Source organism: Pseudomonas sp. S04, assembly GCF_009834545.1.
Taxonomy (GTDB): Bacteria; Pseudomonadota; Gammaproteobacteria; order Pseudomonadales; family Pseudomonadaceae; genus Aquipseudomonas.
The window spans coordinates 3101485-3121967 of record NZ_CP019427.1; the positions used below are offsets into that span (position 1 = coordinate 3101485).

Annotated in this window: 15 protein-coding genes; all 15 read left to right on the forward strand. The window is 64.5% G+C overall.

Features of this window, described 5'->3' with window-relative positions; all coding sequences use genetic code 11:
• Positions 1–99 precede the first annotated feature (99 nt).
• The 15 genes from PspS04_RS13735 to PspS04_RS13805 all read left to right on the forward strand — a co-directional run bounded on the left by PspS04_RS13735 (position 100) and on the right by PspS04_RS13805 (position 20449).
• Entirely contained in the window at positions 100–1512 is a 1413-nt protein-coding gene (locus PspS04_RS13735) for an amino acid permease (RefSeq protein ID WP_159995909.1), read from the forward strand.
• Between the two features lie 704 nt (positions 1513–2216).
• Positions 2217–3008, forward strand: a complete 792-nt coding sequence (locus tag PspS04_RS13740; RefSeq protein WP_159995911.1) for an enoyl-CoA hydratase/isomerase family protein — start codon at positions 2217–2219, stop codon at positions 3006–3008.
• Positions 3009–3048: 40 nt separating this feature from the next.
• Positions 3049–4209 carry an acyl-CoA dehydrogenase family protein gene (locus PspS04_RS13745; RefSeq protein ID WP_159995913.1) on the forward strand — a complete coding sequence of 387 codons (1161 nt, stop codon included), beginning with the start codon at positions 3049–3051 and terminating at the stop codon, positions 4207–4209.
• 19 nt (positions 4210–4228) lie between these two features.
• Entirely contained in the window at positions 4229–6328 is a 2100-nt protein-coding gene (locus PspS04_RS13750; protein ID WP_159995914.1) for an acetate--CoA ligase family protein, read from the forward strand.
• A 10-nt stretch (positions 6329–6338) separates the two neighbouring features.
• A complete protein-coding gene (locus PspS04_RS13755; RefSeq protein WP_159995916.1) occupies positions 6339–7946 on the forward strand; it encodes a 5-guanidino-2-oxopentanoate decarboxylase in 1608 nt (535 codons plus the stop codon).
• 30 nt (positions 7947–7976) lie between these two features.
• Positions 7977–9167, forward strand: coding sequence for a pyridoxal phosphate-dependent aminotransferase (locus tag PspS04_RS13760; RefSeq protein WP_159995918.1), 1191 nt, complete (start codon positions 7977–7979; stop codon positions 9165–9167).
• Positions 9160–10575 (forward strand): aldehyde dehydrogenase family protein, encoded by a 1416-nt coding sequence (locus PspS04_RS13765; protein WP_159995920.1) that lies wholly within the window; start codon positions 9160–9162, stop codon positions 10573–10575. The genes PspS04_RS13760 and PspS04_RS13765 overlap by 8 nt, the downstream gene beginning before the upstream one ends.
• A gap of 106 nt (positions 10576–10681) precedes the next feature.
• Positions 10682–12283: an ABC transporter substrate-binding protein gene (locus tag PspS04_RS13770; RefSeq protein WP_159995922.1), complete on the forward strand. Its 1602-nt coding sequence runs from the start codon at positions 10682–10684 to the stop codon at positions 12281–12283.
• A 165-nt stretch (positions 12284–12448) separates the two neighbouring features.
• The gene (locus PspS04_RS13775; protein ID WP_159995924.1) at positions 12449–13408 is read left to right on the forward strand and encodes an ABC transporter permease; all 960 of its coding nucleotides are present in this window, start codon (positions 12449–12451) and stop codon (positions 13406–13408) included.
• Between the two features lie 3 nt (positions 13409–13411).
• Positions 13412–14251 (forward strand): ABC transporter permease, encoded by an 840-nt coding sequence (locus PspS04_RS13780; protein WP_159995926.1) that lies wholly within the window; start codon positions 13412–13414, stop codon positions 14249–14251.
• A gap of 2 nt (positions 14252–14253) precedes the next feature.
• Complete coding sequence (locus tag PspS04_RS13785; RefSeq protein ID WP_159995928.1) at positions 14254–15900, forward strand: ABC transporter ATP-binding protein; 1647 nt, start codon at positions 14254–14256, stop codon at positions 15898–15900.
• A gap of 9 nt (positions 15901–15909) precedes the next feature.
• Positions 15910–16623 carry an NAD(P)H-dependent oxidoreductase gene (locus tag PspS04_RS13790; protein ID WP_095170270.1) on the forward strand — a complete coding sequence of 238 codons (714 nt, stop codon included), beginning with the start codon at positions 15910–15912 and terminating at the stop codon, positions 16621–16623.
• 94 nt (positions 16624–16717) lie between these two features.
• Positions 16718–17608: a universal stress protein gene (locus tag PspS04_RS13795; protein WP_095170271.1), complete on the forward strand. Its 891-nt coding sequence runs from the start codon at positions 16718–16720 to the stop codon at positions 17606–17608.
• 251 nt (positions 17609–17859) lie between these two features.
• The gene (locus PspS04_RS13800; protein ID WP_159995930.1) at positions 17860–18963 is read left to right on the forward strand and encodes a polyamine ABC transporter substrate-binding protein; all 1104 of its coding nucleotides are present in this window, start codon (positions 17860–17862) and stop codon (positions 18961–18963) included.
• A 67-nt stretch (positions 18964–19030) separates the two neighbouring features.
• Positions 19031–20449: an aminotransferase gene (locus tag PspS04_RS13805; RefSeq protein ID WP_159995932.1), complete on the forward strand. Its 1419-nt coding sequence runs from the start codon at positions 19031–19033 to the stop codon at positions 20447–20449.
• Positions 20450–20483: the final 34 nt, after the last annotated feature.

Sequence of the window (20483 nt, forward strand, 5' to 3'; positions counted from 1 at the left end):
GGCAACCGCCACAGCGCGGTCTTCGAAGCTTATTGGAGATAATAATAATGAATGGCCGTAAAGCTGATCCCGTCCACCTCACTCGCCTGGGGTGCTGACATGACGCAAACCACTGAACGTACAGGCATCCACCTGACCCGCGCCCTTAAAAGCCGGCACATTTTCATGTTGTCGCTGGGCGGCGTGATCGGCACCGGGCTGTTCATGGGCTCCGGCGTGACCATCAATCAGGGCGGTCCGGTGGGCGCGATCCTGGCGTACCTGGTAGCAGGTTTCCTGATGTACCTGGTGATGGTCTGCCTGGGCGAATTGTCGGTGCAGATGCCGGTGTCGGGGTCGTTCCAGACCCACGCCACCAAGTTCATCGGCCCGGCCACCGGCTTCATGATCGGCTGGGTGTACTGGATGAGCTGGGCCACCACCGTAGGCCTGGAATTTACTGCCGCCGGCATGCTGATGGTGCGCTGGTTCCCTGAAGTACCGATCTGGTACTGGTCGGCGCTGTTCGTGGTGGTGCTGTTCGGCCTCAACGCCCTGGCCACCCGAGCCTTCGGCGAAGCCGAGTACTGGTTCTCGGGGATCAAGGTCGCGGCGATCCTGGGTTTTATCGTGGTCGGCGTGCTGGTGATCTTCGGCGCGATCCCGCTGAGCAGCGGTGCACCGGCACCGGGCATGAGCAACCTGATCGGCGATTCAGTGTTTCCCAACGGCCTGTCAGCGGTGTTCGCCGTGATGATGACCGTGGTCTACGCCTTCCAGGGCTGCGAAATCATGGGGGTGGCAGCGGGTGAGACCGACCAGCCGGAAAAGAGCATTCCGCGGGCCGTGCGCAACGTAGTGTTCCGCGTGCTGATTTTCTACGTGCTGGCGATCATTGTGCTGTCCGCCATCGTTCCGTGGCAGCAGGCGGGCCTGATGGAGAGCCCGTTCGTGCAGGTGTTCGACATGGTCGGTATCCCCTACGCCGCGGACCTGATGAACTTCGTGATCCTCACCGCGATCCTCTCGGTGGGCAACTCCGGCCTCTACGCCTCGACCCGGATCCTCTGGGCCATGTCCAAGACCGGCATGGCACCGAAAAGCCTGTCGCCCCTGAGCAAACGCGGCGTGCCACTGCGTGCCCTGAGCATCACCCTGTGTTTTGCCCTGGTGTCGCTGATGACCAGCTTCGTCGCCGCCGACACCCTGTTCATGGTGCTGATGGCCGTCAGCGGGATGTCCGGTACCGTGACCTGGATCGTCATCGCCCTGGCCCAATACAAATTCCGCAAGGCCTACCTGCGTGATGGCGGCAAGCTTGAAGACCTGAAATACCGCGCCCCGTGGTTCCCGGTGCTGCCGCTGGTGTGCATCGCCCTGTGCTGCTCGTTGTTCGTCTTCCTGGCCCTAGACCCAACCCAACGCCCGTCGCTGTACTGGGGCTTCGGCTTCATTGCCCTGTGCTACGGCGCCTACTTCCTGATCCACCGCAAACGCCAGGGCGCACTGGCCCCGCAACTGCCCACCGCATAACCCCGCACTCACCCCCTATAGCGAGCCTGCTCGCGATGGTCGCCAACGATGACGCACACTGCCTGATGCACCACGTCGTCCTTGCAACCATCGCTGGCAAGCCAGCTCCCACAGGTCCCTGCATACACCAGACCCTGTAGGAGCGAGCTTGCTCGCGATGGTCGTCAACGTTGACGCGCACAACCTGATGCCCCGCACCGTCCTTGCAACCATCGCTGGCAAGCCAGCTCCCACAGGTCCCTGCATACACCAGACCCTGTGGGAGCGAGCGCCCGCTTGCGGCCTGCTCGCGATGGTCGCCAACGATGACGCACACTGCCTGATGCACCACGTCGTCCTTGCAACCATCGCTGGCAAGCCAGCTCCCACAGGTCCCTGCATACACCAGACCCTGTAGGAGCGAGCGCCCGCTGCGGCCTGCTCGCGATGGTCGCCAACGATAACGCGCACAACCTGATGCACCGCGCCGTCCTTGCGCTGGCAGGCCAGCCCCCACAGATGCTGTCATCAGTTGTGCAAAGTTGTAACAGCGCGATCTCCAGCTAACCGCCACCAACAAACAAATCCTTTAAATACAACAAGATATTCACGATCAACCGCTGTTACAGCAGATTTTCCCAACGATTGCCGCCTTGTTGAACACTCGTTTAGTATGGCCTCAAGTCGCAGCACCTCAGGCCAAACACAATAATTCGAGGATTCCCATGACTACTGATTCTGCCGTGCTCAGCCAGGTTGAAGCCGGCGTTGCCTGGATCACCCTCAATCGCACCGCCCAGCGCAACGCGCTCGACATTCCGACCCTGAAATACCTGCACGCTTTGCTCGATGGCTACAACGCCGACCCGCAGGTGCGGGTGGTGGTGTTGACCGGCAGTGGCCGCAGTTTCTGCGCCGGTGCCGACCTCGATGAATGGGCGGCCGCCGAGGCCCGGGGGGCCCTGGAAAGCTACGGCTGGACCGAAACCGCCCATGCCTTGATGAACCGCCTGCACAGCCTGGGAAAACCCACCATCGCCGCCATCAACGGTACCGCCGTGGGTGCCGGGATGGACCTGACCCTGTGCTGCGACCTGCGCATCGCCGGGCAATCGGCGCGCTTCAAGGCCGGCTACACCAGCATGGCTTACTCGCCAGATGCCGGTGCCAGCTGGCACTTACCGCGCCTGATTGGCAGTGAGCAGGCCAAGCGCCTGTTGTTCCTCGACGAGCTGTGGGGCAGCGAACGAGCCCTGGCCGCAGGGCTGGTGGGCGAAGTCTGCGCCGACGAGCAACTGCACAGCGTCACCGCGCAACTGGCGACGCGTCTGGCCAATGGACCGACCTTTGCCTTCGCCCAGGCCAAGCAGCTCATGCGTGAAGGCGCTGACCGTTGCCTGGCGCAACAACTCCAGGCCGAACTGGCCGCCGGCCTGCTGTGCGGGCGCAGTGAAGACGCCAGCGAAGCCCTGCGCGCCGTCGCCGAGAAACGCCCGGCGCGGTTTATCGGACGCTAACGCCCCCACCTCATTCAGCACACGAACAACAGGTAGCAGCATGAATTTCCAACTGACCCAAGAACAAGAAATGTTGGTGGACGCCGTACGCAGCTTTGTCACCAAGGAACTGCTGCCCTATGAAGAGGCGGTGGACCGCGCCGACGACGTCTCGCCCGAGCTGGCGGCGCAGATTCGCGGCAAGGCGATCGCCGCCGGCTTCTATGCGTTCAACATGCCGGAAGAGGTGGGCGGTGGCGGCCTGGACTACCTGTCCCAGGCGCTGATCGAGCGGGAGCTGTCCAAGGTCTCCTGGGCGCTGCACGTGTTCGTCGCACGTCCCTCGAAGATCCTCATGGCGTGCACCGGCCAGCAGATCAACGACTATCTGTTGCCGTGCATCCAGGGCGAAAAAATCGACTGTTTCGCCCTCACCGAACCGGGTGCCGGCTCCGATGCCAACTCGATCAAGACCCGCGCGGTACGGGACGGCGACGACTTCGTGCTGAACGGCAGCAAGCACTTCATCAGCCACGCCGGGCACGCCGACTTCGCCATCGTGTTTGCCGTGACCGACACCTACGAGCATAACGGCCGTCCGCGCAACGCCGTGACTTCGTTCCTGGTCGACCGCAATACCCCGGGCATGACCATCCGCCGCGGCCCGAAATGCGTGAGCAACCGCGGCTACCACACCTACGAAATGTTCTTCGACGACTGCCGCGTGCCAGCCTCCAAGGTGCTGGGTGAAGTCGGCAAGGGCTGGGACGTGGCCAATGCCTGGCTGACCGCCGGGCGGGTGATGGTTGCCGCCAACTGTGTCGGCCAGGCGCAGCGGGCGCTGGACGTCTCGCTGCAATGGGCGGCGGACCGCAAGCAGTTTGGCCAGCCGATCGGCACCTACCAGGGTATCTCGTTCAAGTTGGCGGACATGGCCACGCAGATCCGTGCGGCCGAGTTGTTGACCCTGCACACCGCCTGGAAGATGGACCAGGGCAGCATGACCGATGGCGAAGCCGGCATGGCCAAGCTGTTCGCCAGCGAAACCCTGGGCAAGGTCGCCGACGAGGCGGTGCAGATCTTCGGTGGCATGGGCTTGATGGATGAGTGTGTGGTCGAGCGCATCTGGCGCAACGCACGGATCGAGCGGGTCTGGGAAGGCACCTCGGAAATCCAGCGGCACATCATTTCCCGCGAGCTGCTGCGGCCGCTGCTGCGCTGATCGGTCTCGGAGAACCCCCATGTCCCTGACGATTCGAGACAACCTCAAACGCCTGCTCGCCCCACGCCACGTCGCGTTTGTCGGCGGGCGCAGCATGGCCCGCGCCCTCAAGCGCTGCGCCGAAGGCGGATATGCCGGCCAGATGTGGCTGGTCAACCCGCAACACGACGAACTGGAAGGCGTGCCGTGCGTCCGCCAGATCAGCGATCTGCCCTGCGGGCCGGACGCGGTGTTCATTGCCACCAACCGTGAACTGACCCTGACCTGCGTCCGCGAACTGGCCGCCAAGGGCGCGGGCGGGGCGATCTGCTACGCCTCCGGTTTTGCCGAGACCGGCGCCGAGGGCCAGGCCCTGCAACAGCAACTGCTCGAGGCTGCCGGTGACATGGCCTTGCTCGGCCCCAACTGCTACGGCTTGCTCGACTACCTGCACAGCTGCGCGCTGTGGCCGGTGGCCCATGGCGGCAAGGCGGTGGAGCGGGGCGTGGCCGTGCTGACCCAGAGCGGCAATTTCGCCTACAACCTGTCGATGAGCGACCGCTCGCTGCCGGTGGCCTACATGGCATCGGTGGGCAACCAGGCGCAACTGGGCGTGGCGGAGTTGATGGACGTGTTGCTCGACGAACCGCGAGTCACCGCCATCGGCCTGCACCTGGAAGGTCTGAAGAACGTCCCGGCCTTTGCCCGTGCCGCGCACAAGGCGCTGGAGCAGGGCATCCCGGTGATCGTCCTGAAAACCGGAGTGTCGCAGATCGGCGCCGAGCTGGCGCTCAGTCACACCAGCTCGCTGTCCGGCTCAGATGCCCTGTACGACGCGCTGTTTGCGCGCCTGGGGGTGATTCGGGTGAGTGGCCCGGTGAGCTTCGTCGAGACCCTGAAGGCGGCGGCCTGCGGTCGCTTGCCAACGGGCAACAGCCTGATTGCGCTGGCCTGTTCCGGCGGCGATGCCGGGCTGATTGCCGACTACGCCGAACGTAACGAGCTGCGCCTGCCCAAACTCGACGCGGGGCAAACCGCCGAGCTGGCGCAGGTCCTGCCCAGCTACGCCAACCTGGTCAATCCGCTGGACTTCACCACCGCCATCTGGGGCGATGGCGAGGCCCTCAACCGGATGCTCGACAGTGCCCTGCGCACCGAAGCCGACGCGGCCATGCTGGTGCTCGATTACCCCGCCCAGTTCACCGGCGAGCGCAAGGAGTGCGACCTGTTGCTGGAGCTGTACTGCCAGGCACTGGTGCGCCACGGCAAGACTGGCTTCGTCACCTCGGCTTTTCCCGAGCTGCTGCCGGCCCATGCCCGCGAGCGCTTGCATGCCCAGGGCGTAGCTGCTTTGCAAGGAGTGGAAGACGGCCTGGCCGCCTGGGGCCGGATCGCCGGTTACCAGGCTAACCGCCAGGCGTTGCTGGCCCTGGGTGAATCAGCGTTGCTGCCGCTCTGTCCGCAGCCGCTGGCGGGGACGGGCCGGCTGCTCAATGAATGGGACTCCAAGCAGGCGCTGCGGGCCTTTGGCCTGCCGGTGCCGAATGGCGTGCGCAGCACCGTAGCGCAGGCCCTCGAGGAGGCCCAACGCCTGGGTTACCCCTTGGTGCTCAAGGCGCTCAGCGCCGAGTTGCCGCACAAGACCGAGGCCGGGGCCGTGGCGCTCAACCTCAAGGACGCCGCCGCCTTGACGGCCGCCCTGAGCAACATGGCGACCAGCATTGGCGCCTACGCCCCTGGCGTGGTCTTCGATCAGGTGCTGCTGGAACCCATGGCCAGCGCGCCGCTGGCGGAGTTGATTGTCGGCATCAAGCGCGAAAACGACTTTTGCCTGGCGCTGGTGATCGGTGCCGGTGGGGTCCTGGTGGAATTGCTCAAGGACAGTCGCAGCCTGCTGCTACCGACCACCGAGGGGGCGATTCGCAATGCCCTGCTGAGTTTGCGCAGTGCAGCCTTGCTCCAGGGCTTTCGTGGCCGTGCGCCGGCGGACCTCGAGGCACTGGTGGCCGCGATCCGCGCGGTGGCCGACTACGCCTGCGAAAACGCCGGGCAGTTGCTGGAACTCGATGTAAACCCATTGTTGGTCGGTGCCCACGGCACGACCGCGGTCGATGCGTTGATTCGCCTCGGCCATGCGTGAGGATAAACACATGCACACCACACCATTGACCGGTGGCCAGGCCCTGGTTCGCCTGCTGGCCAACTACGGGGTCGACACCGTGTTCGGCATTCCCGGGGTACACACCCTGGAGCTCTATCGCGGCTTGCGCGGCAGCGGCATCCGCCACGTCCTGACCCGGCATGAGCAAGGCGCCAGCTTCATGGCCGACGGCTACGCGCGGGTCAGCGGCAAACCGGGAGTCTGCTTCATCATCACCGGCCCCGGGGTAACCAATGCCGCCACCGGTATCGGCCAGGCCTATGCCGACTCGATCCCGATGCTGGTGATCTCCAGCGTCAACCACACCGCCAGCCTCGGCAAGGGCTGGGGCTGCCTGCACGAAACCCAGGATCAGCGCGCCATGACAGCGCCAATTACCGCGTTCTCGGCCGTAGCCTTGAGCACGGACGACCTGCCGCAATTGATTGCCCGCGCCTACGCGGTGTTCGACAGCGAGCGGCCGCGCCCGGTGCACATTTCCGTGCCGCTGGACGTCTTGTCGGCACCGGTGTCCCGCGACTGGAGCCAGGACGTGGTGGTGCGGCCCGGACGTGGCGCCGCGTGCGCCAGCGCCCTGGACCAGGCGGTGAGCAAATTGAACGCTGCCAAACGGCCGATGATCATCGCCGGAGGCGGCGCCCTGGACGCAAGCGCGCAACTGCAGCAACTCAGCACCAGGCTGGCCGCGCCGCTGTTCACCAGTGTCGCCGGCAAGGGTCTGTTGCCGCCGCAGGCAGCACTCAACGCCGGCTCGTCGTTGTGCGTGGAGCCGGGCTGGCAGTTGATCGCCGAGGCGGACGTGGTGCTGGCAGTGGGCACGGAAATGGCCGACACAGACTTCTGGCGCGAGCGCTTGCCGTTGAATGCCGAGCTGCTGCGAGTCGATATCGACCCCCGCAAGTTCAGCGACTTCTACCCCTGTGCCGTGGCTTTGCACGGCGATGCCCGGCAAACCCTGGACGGCTTGCTCGAACGCCTGCCGTCCGGCCCGCGCGACGCCAGCGCGGCGATTGCCGCCGTCGCCGCCTTGCGCGAAGCGGTGCAGGCCGGTCACGGCCCATTGCAGTCGATCCACCAGGCGATTTTGCAGCGCATTGGCGCCGAACTGCCGGACAACGCCTTTATCAGCACCGACATGACCCAACTGGCCTACACCGGCAACTACGCCTTCGCCAGCCTGGCCCCGCGCAGTTGGTTGCACCCCACAGGCTACGGCACCCTGGGGTATGGCTTGCCCGCCGGGATCGGCGCCAAGTTCGGCGCACCGCAGCGTCCGGGCCTGGTGCTGGTGGGCGACGGTGGATTCCTCTACACCGCCCAGGAACTGGCGACCGCCGTCGAGGAACTGGACAGCCCGCTGGTGGTGCTGCTGTGGAACAACGACGCCCTGGGCCAGATCCGCGACGACATGCTGAGCCTGGACATCGAGCCGATCGGCGTGCTGCCGCGCAATCCGGACTTTGCCGCCCTCGGCCGAGCATTCGGCTGCACCGTCAGCCAGCCGCAGAGCCTGGCCGAGTTGCAGACCGATTTGCGCCACGGCTTCAAACGCAACGGCGTCACCCTGATCGAGCTCAAGCATGCCTGCGCTCATTGACTTGATGGTTTGTTTGACGGAGGCAGGACCATGCGTTTTTCCGATCTGACCCAACGTATCGCCGGCGACGGCGCCGCCGCCTGGGATATTCACTACCGTGCACTGGCCTTGCGCGAGCAAGGTGCAGACATTCTGCTGCTGTCGGTGGGCGACCCGGATTTCGACACCCCGGCACCCATCGTCCAGGCCGCCATCGACAGCCTGCTGGCGGGCAACACCCACTACGCCGACGTGCGCGGCAAACGCACTCTGCGTGACGCCATCGCCCGTCGGCACCAGGCGCGCAGTGGCCAGGCAGTCACCACTGAACAGGTGATCGTCCTGGCTGGCGCCCAATGTGCGCTGTTCAGCGTGGCCCAGTGTGTGCTCAACCCGGGCGATGAAGTACTGGTCGCCGAGCCCATGTACGTCACCTATGAAGCGGTATTCGGTGCCTGCGGCGCGGTGGTGATCCCGGTGCCGGTGCGCTCCGAGAGCGGCTTTCGAGTGATGCCCGAAGACGTCGCCGCGCGCATCACCCCGCGCACCCGGGCCTTGGCGCTCAACAGCCCGCACAACCCTTCAGGGGCCAGCCTGCCGAGAAGCACCTGGCAAGCCTTGGCCGAACTGTGCATCGGCCATGACCTGTGGCTGATTTCCGACGAGGTCTACAGCGAGCTGCTGTTTGACGGCGAACACGTGAGTCCGGCCAGTCTGCCGGGCATGGCAGAGCGCACGGCGACCCTCAACAGCCTGTCGAAATCCCACGCCATGACCGGCTGGCGGATCGGCTGGGTGGTGGCGCCACCGGCGCTGGCTGCGCACTTGGAAAACCTTGCGCTGTGCATGCTCTATGGCCTGCCGGATTTCGTCCAGGATGCCGCCGTGGTCGCCCTCGACAACCACTTGCCAGAACTGGCGGCGATGCGCGAGGCCTATCGCCAGCGCCGTGACCTGGTCTGCGCAGTGTTGGCCGATTGTCCCGGGGTGCGGGCGTTGAAACCCGATGGCGGGATGTTCGTGATGCTCGATATCCGCGCCACTGGGCTCAGCGCCCAGGCGTTTGCCGACCGTCTGCTGGATCGCCACGGCGTTTCGGTGCTGGCCGGCGAAGCCTTTGGCCCCAGTGCGGCCGGGCATATTCGCCTGGGCCTGGTGGTCGACAGCGAACAACTGCGCGAGGCCTGCCAGCGCATCGCCCGTTGTGCCCATGAATTGATGGAGGCCCAGGCCCATGCTTGAACACCGTTCGCTGTACATCGATGGCCGCTGGCTGACCCCGTCGGGGCAGGGCGTGGCCGAGGTGATCAACCCGGCCACCGAAGAACTCGCCGGCCGCGTGCCGCTGGGCGATGAGCGTGACGTCGAACTGGCCGTGGCTGCGGCGCGGCGGGCGTTTGGTCCCTGGTCACGTACCGCCTCCAGTGTGCGTGCCGGCTACATCCGCGCGCTGGCCGAGCAACTGCGGCTGCGGGCGGACGAGATGGCGGCAGTGATCACCAGCGAACTGGGGATGCCGGTGCAATGGTGCCGCTCGGTACAAGTCGACGGGCCGATCATTGGCCTGGAGCAATACGCGGAGCTGGCGGGCCTGATGGATCAGGTCCGTGAGGTCGGCAACTCCCTGGTGATCCGTGAAGCAGTGGGTGTCTGTGCCTTCATCAATCCGTGGAATTACCCGCTGCATCAACTGCTGGGCAAACTGGCGCCGGCCCTGGCCGCCGGGTGCACGGTGGTGGTCAAGCCGAGCCAGGAAACTCCGCTGCACGCGTTCCTGCTGGCGCAGATGATCGAGGCCATCGGCCTGCCTGCCGGGGTGTTCAACCTGGTCAGCGGGCCGGGTTCGAAAGTCGGCGAAGCCCTGGCCAAGCACCCGGATGTCGACATGCTGTCGTTCACCGGCTCCACTGGCGCCGGAGTGCGCGTGGCCCAGGCTGCCGCACCGTCGGTCAAGCGGGTGTGCCTGGAGCTGGGCGGCAAGTCGCCGCTGCTGATCGCCGAGGACGCCGACCTGGCCGCTGCCGTGCAGTACGGCGTACAGGACGTGATGATCAACTCCGGCCAAACCTGCACCGCCCTGACGCGCATGCTCTTGCCCGCCCGTCGTTACGCCGAGGCGGTGGAACTGGCACGCGAGCAAACCCTTGGCCTGGCCATGGGTGATCCGCTGGATCCACAGAGCTTTCTCGGACCGATGTGCTCGGCGGCGCAACGGCGCACCGTGCAGGACTACATCCGGCTCGGCCAGGAGGAAGGTGCGCGGCTGGTGTGCGGCGGTGACCACGCGCCGGCGTTCGAGCGGGGCTACTACGTCACGCCGACCCTGTTCGCCGATGTCGACAACCGCATGCGCATCGCCCAGGAAGAGATCTTCGGCCCGGTGCTGTGCCTGATCCCCTACACCGATGAAGCGCACGCGTTGCAGATCGCCAATGACTCGCCGTTCGGCCTGTCCAGCGCGGTCTGGGCCGGCAGTGCTGAGCGCGCGTTGCACCTGGGCCGGCAACTGCGCGCGGGCCAGTGCTTTATCAATGGCGCGGCGTTCAATTACCAGGCGCCGTTCGGTGGCTATAAACAATCCGGTAATGGCCGGGAGTGGGGTGAAGAGGGGCTCAATGAATTCGTCGAAGTGAAGGCGATCCAGGTGTGACGGTTGACGCCCCACAGGGTGTTTGCACCGGGCCATGGCCCGGTGCCTTGCGTGGAGTTGGACCGGTAATCGATTAACAACGCAGCTTTTGATCAGAGGCCATGCAATGAGCGATAACAACAACAAAATTACTCAAGCGATCCATGCACATAGCTTCCCGCGCCGGGACTTCCTCAAGTACAGCGCGGCTGCGGCCGCCATGGCCGGTGCCTGCTCCATGGGTTTGCCGTTTGGCGCATTTGCCGAGGAGGCGATCCCCAAGCCCGGTGGCGTGCTGCGCCTGGGCCTGGCCGGTGGCAGCACCACCGACTCGCGCGATCCCGGCTCCTGGAGCGACACCTTCACCTTTGTCGGGTTCTCGGCGGTGTACAACACCTTGAGTGAAATCGCCGTCGACGGCAGCGCCATTCCGGAACTGGCGCTGAGCTGGGAGTCGAGCCCGGACGCGCGGGTCTGGACCTTCAAGTTGCGCCCGGGCGTGACCTTCCATAATGGCAAGAGCCTGAACAGCGACGATGTGGTGGCCTCGATCCAGCACCACCTGGGCGAGAAGTCGACATCGGCGGCCAAGACCGTGCTCGGCGATGTCGCCAAGGTCAGCGCCCAGGGCCCGGACAGCGTGGTGTTCGAACTGCACTCGGGCAACGCCGATTTCGCCTATGTGGTTGCCGATTACCACCTGGTGATCATGCCCAGCAAGGACGGTCTGCCGGACTGGCAGTCTGCGGTCGGTACTGGCGGCTATCGACTCAAGGACTTCGAACCGGGCGTGCGCATGACCCTGGAGCGCAGCCCCGACTACTGGAAACCCGGCCGGGCGCACTTCGCCAGCGCCGAACTGATCGCCATTGCCGATGGCGCCGCGCGGGTCAACGCCCTGGTGACCGGCCAGGTGGACGTGATCAACAAAGTCGACCTCAAGACTGTGGCGCTGCTCAAACGCAACCCCAACCTGGTGATCGAGGAAACCAAGGGCGCCCAGCACTACACCTTTCCCATGTTGACCGACAGCCCGGTGTTCCAGAACAACGACGTGCGCCTGGCGATGAAGCACGCGATCAACCGCGAAACCCTGCTGGCCTCGGTGCTCTACGGCTATGGCCTGGTGGGCAACGACCACCCGATCCAGCCCGGCAGCCGGTTCATCAACAGCGCGCTGGAGCAACGCACCTACGACCCGGACAAGGCGCGTTTCCACCTGAAGAAGGCCGGCATGGATTCGCTCAAGGTACGCCTGCAAGCGTCCGATGCAGCCTACACCGGGGCCGTGGACGCGTCGGTGCTGTTCAAGGAGCAGGCCCGAGCCGCCGGGATCGACATCGACGTGGTGCGCGAGCCAGCCGACGGTTTTTTCTCCAACGTGTGGATGAAGCAACCCTTCACCACCTCGTTCTGGTACAGCAGCCTGACCGCCGACCGGATGTTCAGCATCGGGTACGCCAAGGGTGCGGCCTGGAACGAAACCCACTGGGATAACCCGCGCTTCAACCAGTTGCTCAATGCCGCCCGGGGCGAGATGAACGAGCCGCTGCGCCGCGAGATGTACAACGAAATGCAGGCGCTGTGCCGCGACGACGGCGGGGCGATCGTGCCGTTGTTCGCCAGCTCCGTGGCGGCCCGTTCCAAGCGAGTCAGCCACGGCGGCCAGACCGCGCCGTATGGCGAGTTGGACGGGCTGCGGGTGATCGAGCGCTGGTGGCAGGCGTAAGAAATTCTCGAAGCGATGAAAATCCCTGTGGGAGCGAGCGCCCGCTTGCGGCTTGCTCGCGATAGCAATTGGTCAGGCAACATTGATTTTGAATGGACCGCCGCCATCGCGAGCAAGCCGCAAGCGGGCGCTCGCTCCCACAGTAGAAGAATAAGGAACCGCACGATGAGAAGTATTTTCAAGCTGTTGGGTCAGCGCCTGGCGCTGGGCCTGCTGTCCCTGTTCGCCGTATCGGTGATCATCTTCCTCGCCGTCGGCATGCTCCCCGGTGACATCGCCGAGGCCATGCTCGGCCAGTCAGCGACCCCGGAAACCGTGGCGGCCTACCGCGCGCAACTGGGCCTGGACCTGCCGCCATTGACCCGCTTCGGCCACTGGATCTGGCAGTTGCTGCAGGGCAACCTGGGGGTTTCGCTGGCCAACCAGCGGCCGATCGCCGAGCTGGTCGGCAGCCGCCTGGGCAACACCTTCAGCCTGGCGCTGCTGGCGGCGCTGGTCTCGGTGCCGCTGGCCTTGTTGCTGGGCATGCTCGCGGCGTTGTATCGCAACAGTTGGTTCGACCGTTTGCTCAACACCTCGGCCTTGAGTGCGGTGTCGTTTCCCGAGTTCTTCGTGGCCTACCTGTTGATCCTGGTGTTCGCAGTCAAACTCAACTGGTTCCCGAGCATTTCCAACCTGGCTCCAGACGCCTCGCTGGGCACCATCCTCGAGCGCTCGGTGCTGCCGGTGGCGACCCTGAGCCTGGTGGTGATCGCGCAGATGATGCGCATGACCCGCGCCTCGCTGATCAACCTGCTGGCCAGCCCCTACATCGAAATGGCCCGGCTCAAGGGCATCAGCCCGTCGCGGATCATCTTTCGCCACGCCCTGCCCAACGCGCTGGCGCCGATCGTCAACGTGGTGGCGCTGAACCTGGCCTACCTGGTGGTGGGGGTAGTCGTGGTCGAGGTGGTGTTTGTCTATCCCGGTCTTGGCCAGTTGCTGGTGGACTCGGTGGCCAAGCGCGACATTCCGGTGGTGCAGGCCTGCAGCCTGATCTTCGCGGCCACCTACATCCTGCTCAATACCAGCGCCGACGTGCTGTCGATTGCCAGTAACCCACGCCTGATGCATCCGAAGGAGTAGACCATGAGCCTGCTTAAACAATTGCTCCGGGCACTGTTCCGCGCGCCGCTTAGCGCCCAGTTCGGCCTGCTGGTGATCGTGCTGTATGTCCTGGTGGCGCTGTTCGCCCCGCTGTTGGCGCCGTTCGGTGAAACCCAGGTGGTGGGCGAGGGCTTCGCGCCCTGGGGCGGCGAGTTCCTGCTGGGCACCGATAACCTGGGCCGCGACATGTTCAGCCGCCTGGTCTACGGTGCCCGCAATACCCTGGGGATTGCCTTCCTGACTACGCTGCTGGCGTTCCTGCTCGGCGGCTTGAGCGGGTTGGTGGCGGCGATCAAGGGCGGCTGGGTTGACCAGGGCCTGTCGCGGGTGGTCGACATCCTGATGGCCATCCCGCAACTGATCTTTGCCTTGCTGATCCTCAGCGTGGTGGGCACCACGGCCACCTCGCTGGTGCTGGTGATCGCGCTGCTGGATGCAACCCGGGTATTTCGCTTGTCCCGCGCGGTGGCGATGAACGTGGTGGTCCAGGACTTCGTCGAGGCCGCGCGGCTGCGGGGTGAGGGCCTGTGGTGGCTGGTGACCCGCGAGGTGCTGCCCAATGCCGCGGCGCCGCTGATTGCCGAGTTCGGCCTGAGGTTCTGCTTTGTGTTCCTGTTCATCAGCGCGCTGTCGTTCCTCGGCCTGGGGATTCAACCGCCCACGGCCGACTGGGGCAGCATGGTGCGCGACAACGCGGTGCTGATCACCTTCGGTGACATCAGCCCATTGCTGCCGGCCCTGGCCGTGGCGTTGATCACGGTGAGCGTCAACTTCGTCGTCGACTGGATGCTGCACAAATCCAGCGGTCTCAAGGAATGCTGATGATGAATACTGCCAAACCGCTGCTGGAAATCCGCAACCTGCACATCGAAGGTCACTACGAGGACGCCTGGCACCCGTTGATCAAGGGCATCGACCTGACCCTGCAACGGGGCGAGGTGCTGGGCCTGATCGGCGAGTCGGGGGCCGGCAAGTCGACGCTCGGCCTGGCCGCCATGGGCTACACCCGCGATGGCTGCCGGGTCACTGGCGGATCGCTGCAGTTCGATGGCATCGACCTGTTGGCCGCCAAGCCCGAGACCTTGCGCAAACTGCGGGGGCTGCGCATCGCCTATGTCGCGCAGAGCGCAGCGGCGTCGTTCAACCCGGCCCATCGCTTGATTGACCAACACGTCGAAACCGCCGTGCAGAACGCCGGCATCAGCCGCGCGCAAGCCATGGCCGAAGCCGTCGAACTGTATCGGGTGCTGCGCCTGCCCAACCCCGAGCAGATCGGCCAGCGGTATCCGCACCAGGTCTCCGGTGGCCAGTTGCAGCGGGTCATGACCGCGATGGCGATGGCTTGCCATCCGGACCTGATCATCTTCGACGAACCGACCACGGCCCTGGACGTCACCACCCAGATTGAGGTGCTGGCGGCGATCCGCGATGCCGTGGCAACGTACGGCAGCGCTGCGATCTACATCAGCCACGACCTGGCGGTGGTGGCGCAGATGGCCGACCGGATCATGGTGCTGCGCCACGGCAAGCTGGTGGAAGAGGCCCAGACCCGGCAAATGCTCGACGCCCCGCAGCAGGACTACACCAAGTCGCTGTGGGCGGTGCGCAGTTTTCGCACCGAACCCAAGCCCTTGCCGCAGCAGGAACAGCCGTTGCTGGAATTGCGCAACAGCTGCGCCAGCTACGGCCAGCACCCGGTACTGCACGACGTATCCCTGAGCCTGTACCGTGGCCAGACGCTGGCGGTGATCGGTGAGTCCGGCAGCGGCAAAAGCTCCACTGCGCGCTTGATCACCGGCCTGCTGCCACCGACGGCCGGGCAGGTGCTTTACGACGGTCAGCCGCTGCCGGCGGATTTTCGCCAGCGCAGCAAGGAGCAACTGCGCAAGATCCAGATGATCTACCAGATCCCCGACACGGCGCTCAACCCGCGCCAGCGCATCGTCGACATCATCGGCCGGCCGCTGACGTTTTACCTCGGGCTCAAGGGCCAGGCCATGCGCGCCCGCGTGGCCGAGTTGCTGGAGATGATCGAACTCGATCCGGCGACCTTCATGGAGCGCCAGCCCCGGGAACTGTCCGGTGGGCAGAAACAACGGATCTGCATCGCCCGGGCGCTGGCGGCCGATCCGCAACTGATCATTTGCGACGAAGTGACCTCGGCCCTCGACCAACTGGTGGCCGAGGGTGTACTGAAACTGCTCAACCGTATTCAACAACAGCTCGGCGTCGCCTACCTGTTCATCACCCACGACGTGGCCACGGTGCGGGCGATTGCCGACGAGGTGCTGGTGATGCAAAGGGGCAGGGTGGTCGACCACGGCTCACGTGATGCCATCTTTACCCCGCCGCACCAGGACTACACCGGGCTGCTGTTTTCATCCGAACCGCAAATGGACCCCGACTGGCTCGACCGGTTGCTGGCCACGCGCGCTGCACACCCTTCAACGCCGACGCTTGCAGACGTCTAAGGAATCATCATGAAAGTATTGATCGTCCACGCTCACCCCGAACCGAACTCCTTCACCGCGGCCCTGCGTGACCAGGCCGTGACCACCCTCAAGGCCCAGGGCCACGAGGTGCAGGTCAGCGACCTGTACGCGATGAACTGGAATCCGGTCGCCAGCAGCCAGGACTTTTCCTCGCGGGAAAACCCCGATTACCTGGTCTACGCCCTGGAACAACGCCTGGGGGTCAAGAGCCAATCCCTGGCCGCGGACATCCAGGGCGAGCTGGACAAGCTGTTGTGGGCCGACTTGCTGATCCTCAACTTCCCGATCTTCTGGTTCTCCGCCCCGGCCATGCTCAAGGGCTGGATCGATCGGGTGCTGGTGTCGGGCATTTGCTATGGCGGCAAGCGTTTTTACGATCAGGGTGGGTTGGCCGGGAAGAAGGCGCTGGTGACGGTGACCTTGGGGGGGCGTGAGCACATGTTCGGCGACGGTGCGATTCACGGCCCGCTGGAAGACATGCTGCGGCCGATCCTGCGCGGGACCTTGGCCTACGTTGGGTTTGATGTGCTGGAGCCGTTTGTCGCCTGGCACGTGCCTTATATCAGCGATGAGGCGCGCCAGACGTTTCTGGTGGAGTACGACCAGCGCCTGCAGCACCTGGCGGATGAACAGCCCCTGGTGTTCCCGCGACTGGCCCAGTTTGACGAGCAGTTGTATCCGCGGCCCCCAACCATGGCCTGACCAGCCACCGGCCTTGATCGGGATCAATACGCTAAACCCCCACGGGTGCAGTCTTGGGTCAATACTGAACATAACTTCATCCGAGAATCCGACCATGAGCCAGTACCAACGCCTGCTGCTGATCATCAACCCGGCCCTGCGCCAGTCGCCGGCCATCCAGCAGGCGGGTGCGCTGGCCGGGGCCAGCGGTGCGAGCCTGCACATCGTCGGGCTGATCAAGTCCCTGGGCATCCTTTCCCTGCTGGAGGGCGATGACTGGGCCAGCGCACGGGCCAGCTATCTGCAGGAACAGGACCTCTGGCTCCAGGCGCAAGCCCATCAATTGCGAGTCAGCGGGGTTGAGGTCACGGCCTACACCACGTGGTCCGAAGACGTCAGGAGCGACATCCTGCAGCACGTCAGCGAACTGCAACCGGACCTGCTGATCAAGCAAGTGCAGCAGGAACCGTTGCTCAAGCGCACCTTCTTCACCCCGATGGACTGGCACCTGCTGCGCTATTGCCCGGTGCCGACCTACCTGGTGGGCGACCAGGCCCAGGCCTTGCCGCGCAAGATCGTTGCGGCCATCGACAGCGCCAATGATCAGCCACAGAATCAAAAGCTCAACGAGCGGATCCTCAAGCAGGCCGAACGCCTGGCGTTGCAATGCGATGCCGAACTGCACCTGGTCACAGCCTGTGACATAACCGCCGATTTTCTGGGTGACCTGGGCGCCGCCGGGTTGGCGTTGAGCGACTTGACCCGGCAATTGCGCCAGGACCTGGAAAACGCCTTCCTCAATACCGCCGAGCATTTTGGCGTAGCGCCGGAGCACCGGCACTTCATCAAGGGTGATCCAGTCCAGGTGCTGGCCGAATTCGCCCATCAGAACCAGGTCGATGTACTGGTGCTGGGGCGCAATCAGTCGCGAGGCCTGGAAAAACTCATCGGCAGCACCACCGAGCATCTGCTGTACCAGGCGTCCTGCAGCGTGCTGGCAGTCTGACGGATATCCCTGTAGCCGCTGTCGAAGGCTGCGTTGGGTTGCGCAGCGACCCCCGGCGGATGTATTGCCGAGTTGAATGAACGTCGTGCGGCCGTTGACGCAGCCTCGCGCTGCTCGACAGCTGCTACGGTTCTGCGTTTGGGGGGCGGGCGTCCACCCCCATTCGGGGTATGGTGCCGTTGCGTTAATCCGCCAATAGTAAGCACGTCCGCTCATCCAGAGCCGAGTCTGCTTATAAGGTGGAATGTGCAATGCGCAAGGCACTACACGTGTTTTCCAGTCTGTTGCTAGCTCCCTTGTCCTGGGCGGTGCATGCCGCCGAGGTGAACGATGCCCACACGCTGCGGCTGTACAACTGGGCGGACTACATCGGTGAAAGGACCCTGGCCGACTTTGAACAGGCCACGGGGATCAAGGTCATCTACGACACCTTCGATGCCTACGAGACGGTGCAGGCCAAGCTGCTCACCGGCCACTCCGGTTACGACCTGGTGGTGCTCAATGCCTCCCTGGTGCCGCCGCTGATCAAGGCCAAGGTGTTCCAACCCCTGGACAAGCAGCAACTGCCGGGTTGGAGCAACCTGGACCCCAAGGTGCTGCAGGACCTGCAGGGCTACGATCCCGGTGTGGCCTATTCGGCGCCCTACACCTGGGGCAGCAATGGCGTGACCTACAACGTCGACATGATCAAGGCCCGCATGCCCGATGCCCCTATCGGTTCGCTGGCGATGATCTTCGATCCCAAGATTGTCTCGCGCTTCGCCGACTGCGGCGTGACCCTGATCGATGCGCCCACCGAAGTCATCCCCCTGGCATTGACCTACCTGGGCCGTGACCCCCGCAGCGCCGCGCCGGCCGACCTCAAGGCCGCCCAGGACCTGTTGCTGTCGGTGCGACCCTACATCAAGAAATTCGACTCGGTGAACTACCTCACCAGCCTGCCCAATGGCGATGTCTGCATGGCGATGACCTGGTCCGGCGATTACGCCACCGCCCAGGCCCGGGCGGAGGAGGCCAAGCTGAAGATCAACCTGGCGTACTTCGTGCCCAAGGAAGGCTCGCTGATCTGGTTCGACAATATGTACATCCCCAGTGACGCGCCCCACGTGGCCAACGCCCACAAGTTCCTCCAGTACCTGTTGCAACCCCAGGTAATGGCCGACGTCAGCAACTACATCCACTACGCCAACAGCAACCAGGCCGCCACCGCGTTGCTGCAGCCCGAGGTGCGTGACAACCAGGCGATCTACCCCGACGCGGCCACGCGTGCGCGGCTGTTTGCGCAGAAGACCCAGGATGCCAAGGACATGCGCGCCATCACTCGGGTCTGGAGCACGGTAAAGACCGGGCTCTGAGTCAGTGTCGGCTCGCTCCCACCTTGATTATCCCAGCTGATTGATCATCACCTTCGAGACCTTTGCCATGACCACACCCAACACCGAGTTCTTCAACCAGTTCGATAACGCCCAACTGGTCAAGGCCGACAAGGCCCACCACATGCACGGCTACCACGTGTTCGATGAGCACCGGCAAAACGGCGCGCTGAACATCGTCGCCGGCGACGGCGCGTATATCTACGACAGTGAAGGCCAGCGCTTTCTCGATGCGGTGGGCGGCATGTGGTGCACCAACATCGGCCTGGGCCGCGAGGAAATGGCCCTGGCGATTGCCGATCAGGTCCGGCAACTGGCGTACGCCAATCCGTTCTCCGACATGGCCAATGCGGTGGCAATCGAGCTTTGCGAAAAACTTGCCAGCCTGGCTCCCGGCGATCTCGACCACGTGTTCCTCACCACCGGTGGTTCGACTGCGGTCGACACCGCCTATCGACTGATCCAGTACTACCAGAACTGCCGTGGCAAACCGCAGAAGAAACACATCATTGCCCGCTACAACGCCTATCACGGCTCGACCTGCCTGACGATGTCGATCGGCAACAAGGCTGCTGACCGGGTGCCGGAATTCGATTACGCCCATGAGTTGATCCACCACGTCTCCAACCCCAACCCGTACCGCGCCCCGGATGGCATGGACGAGGCGCAGTTCCTCGAATTCCTGGTCCAGGAGTTCGAAGACAAGATCCACAGCATCGGTGCCGACCGGGTCGCGGCGTTTTTTGCCGAGCCGATCATGGGCTCCGGCGGGGTGATCATTCCCCCTGAAGGTTATCTGCAGCGCATGTGGCAGGTGTGCCAGGCCCACGACATCCTGTTTGTCGCCGATGAAGTGGTGACCTCGTTCGGCCGCCTGGGCAAGTGGTTCGCCTCCAGCGAGCTGTTCGGCGTGCAGCCGGACATCATCACCACCGCCAAAGGCCTGACCTCGGCCTACCTGCCGCTGGGGGCGTGCATTTTCTCGACGCGGATCTGGGACGTGATCGCCGAGCCCGGCCAAGGGCGCTGCTTCACCCACGGTTTCACCTACAGTGGCCATCCGGTGTGCTGCACCGCGGCGCTGAAGAACATCGAGATCATCGAGCGCGAGAACCTGCTGGCCCACGTGCAGGAGGTGGGCAGCTACCTGGAACAACGCCTGGCAACCCTGCGTGGTTTGCCGCTGGTGGGCGATGTGCGCTGCGAGAAACTCATGGCCTGCGTCGAGTTCGTGGCCGACAAGGCCAGCAAGGCGCTGTTTGCCGACGAGGTCAACATCGGCGAGCGGATTCATCTGCGGGCCCAGGCCAAGGGGTTGCTGGTGCGGCCGATCATGCACCTGAATGTAATGTCGCCGCCGCTGATCATCACCCATGCCCAGGTCGACGAAATCGTCGAGACCCTGCGCGCGTGCATCCTCGAGGTCGCCGCCGAACTCCAGGCCCTGGACCTGTACGCCGGGCGATGAGCAGCCGCGGCCTGCCTATGCGCGGTCCTGGCTC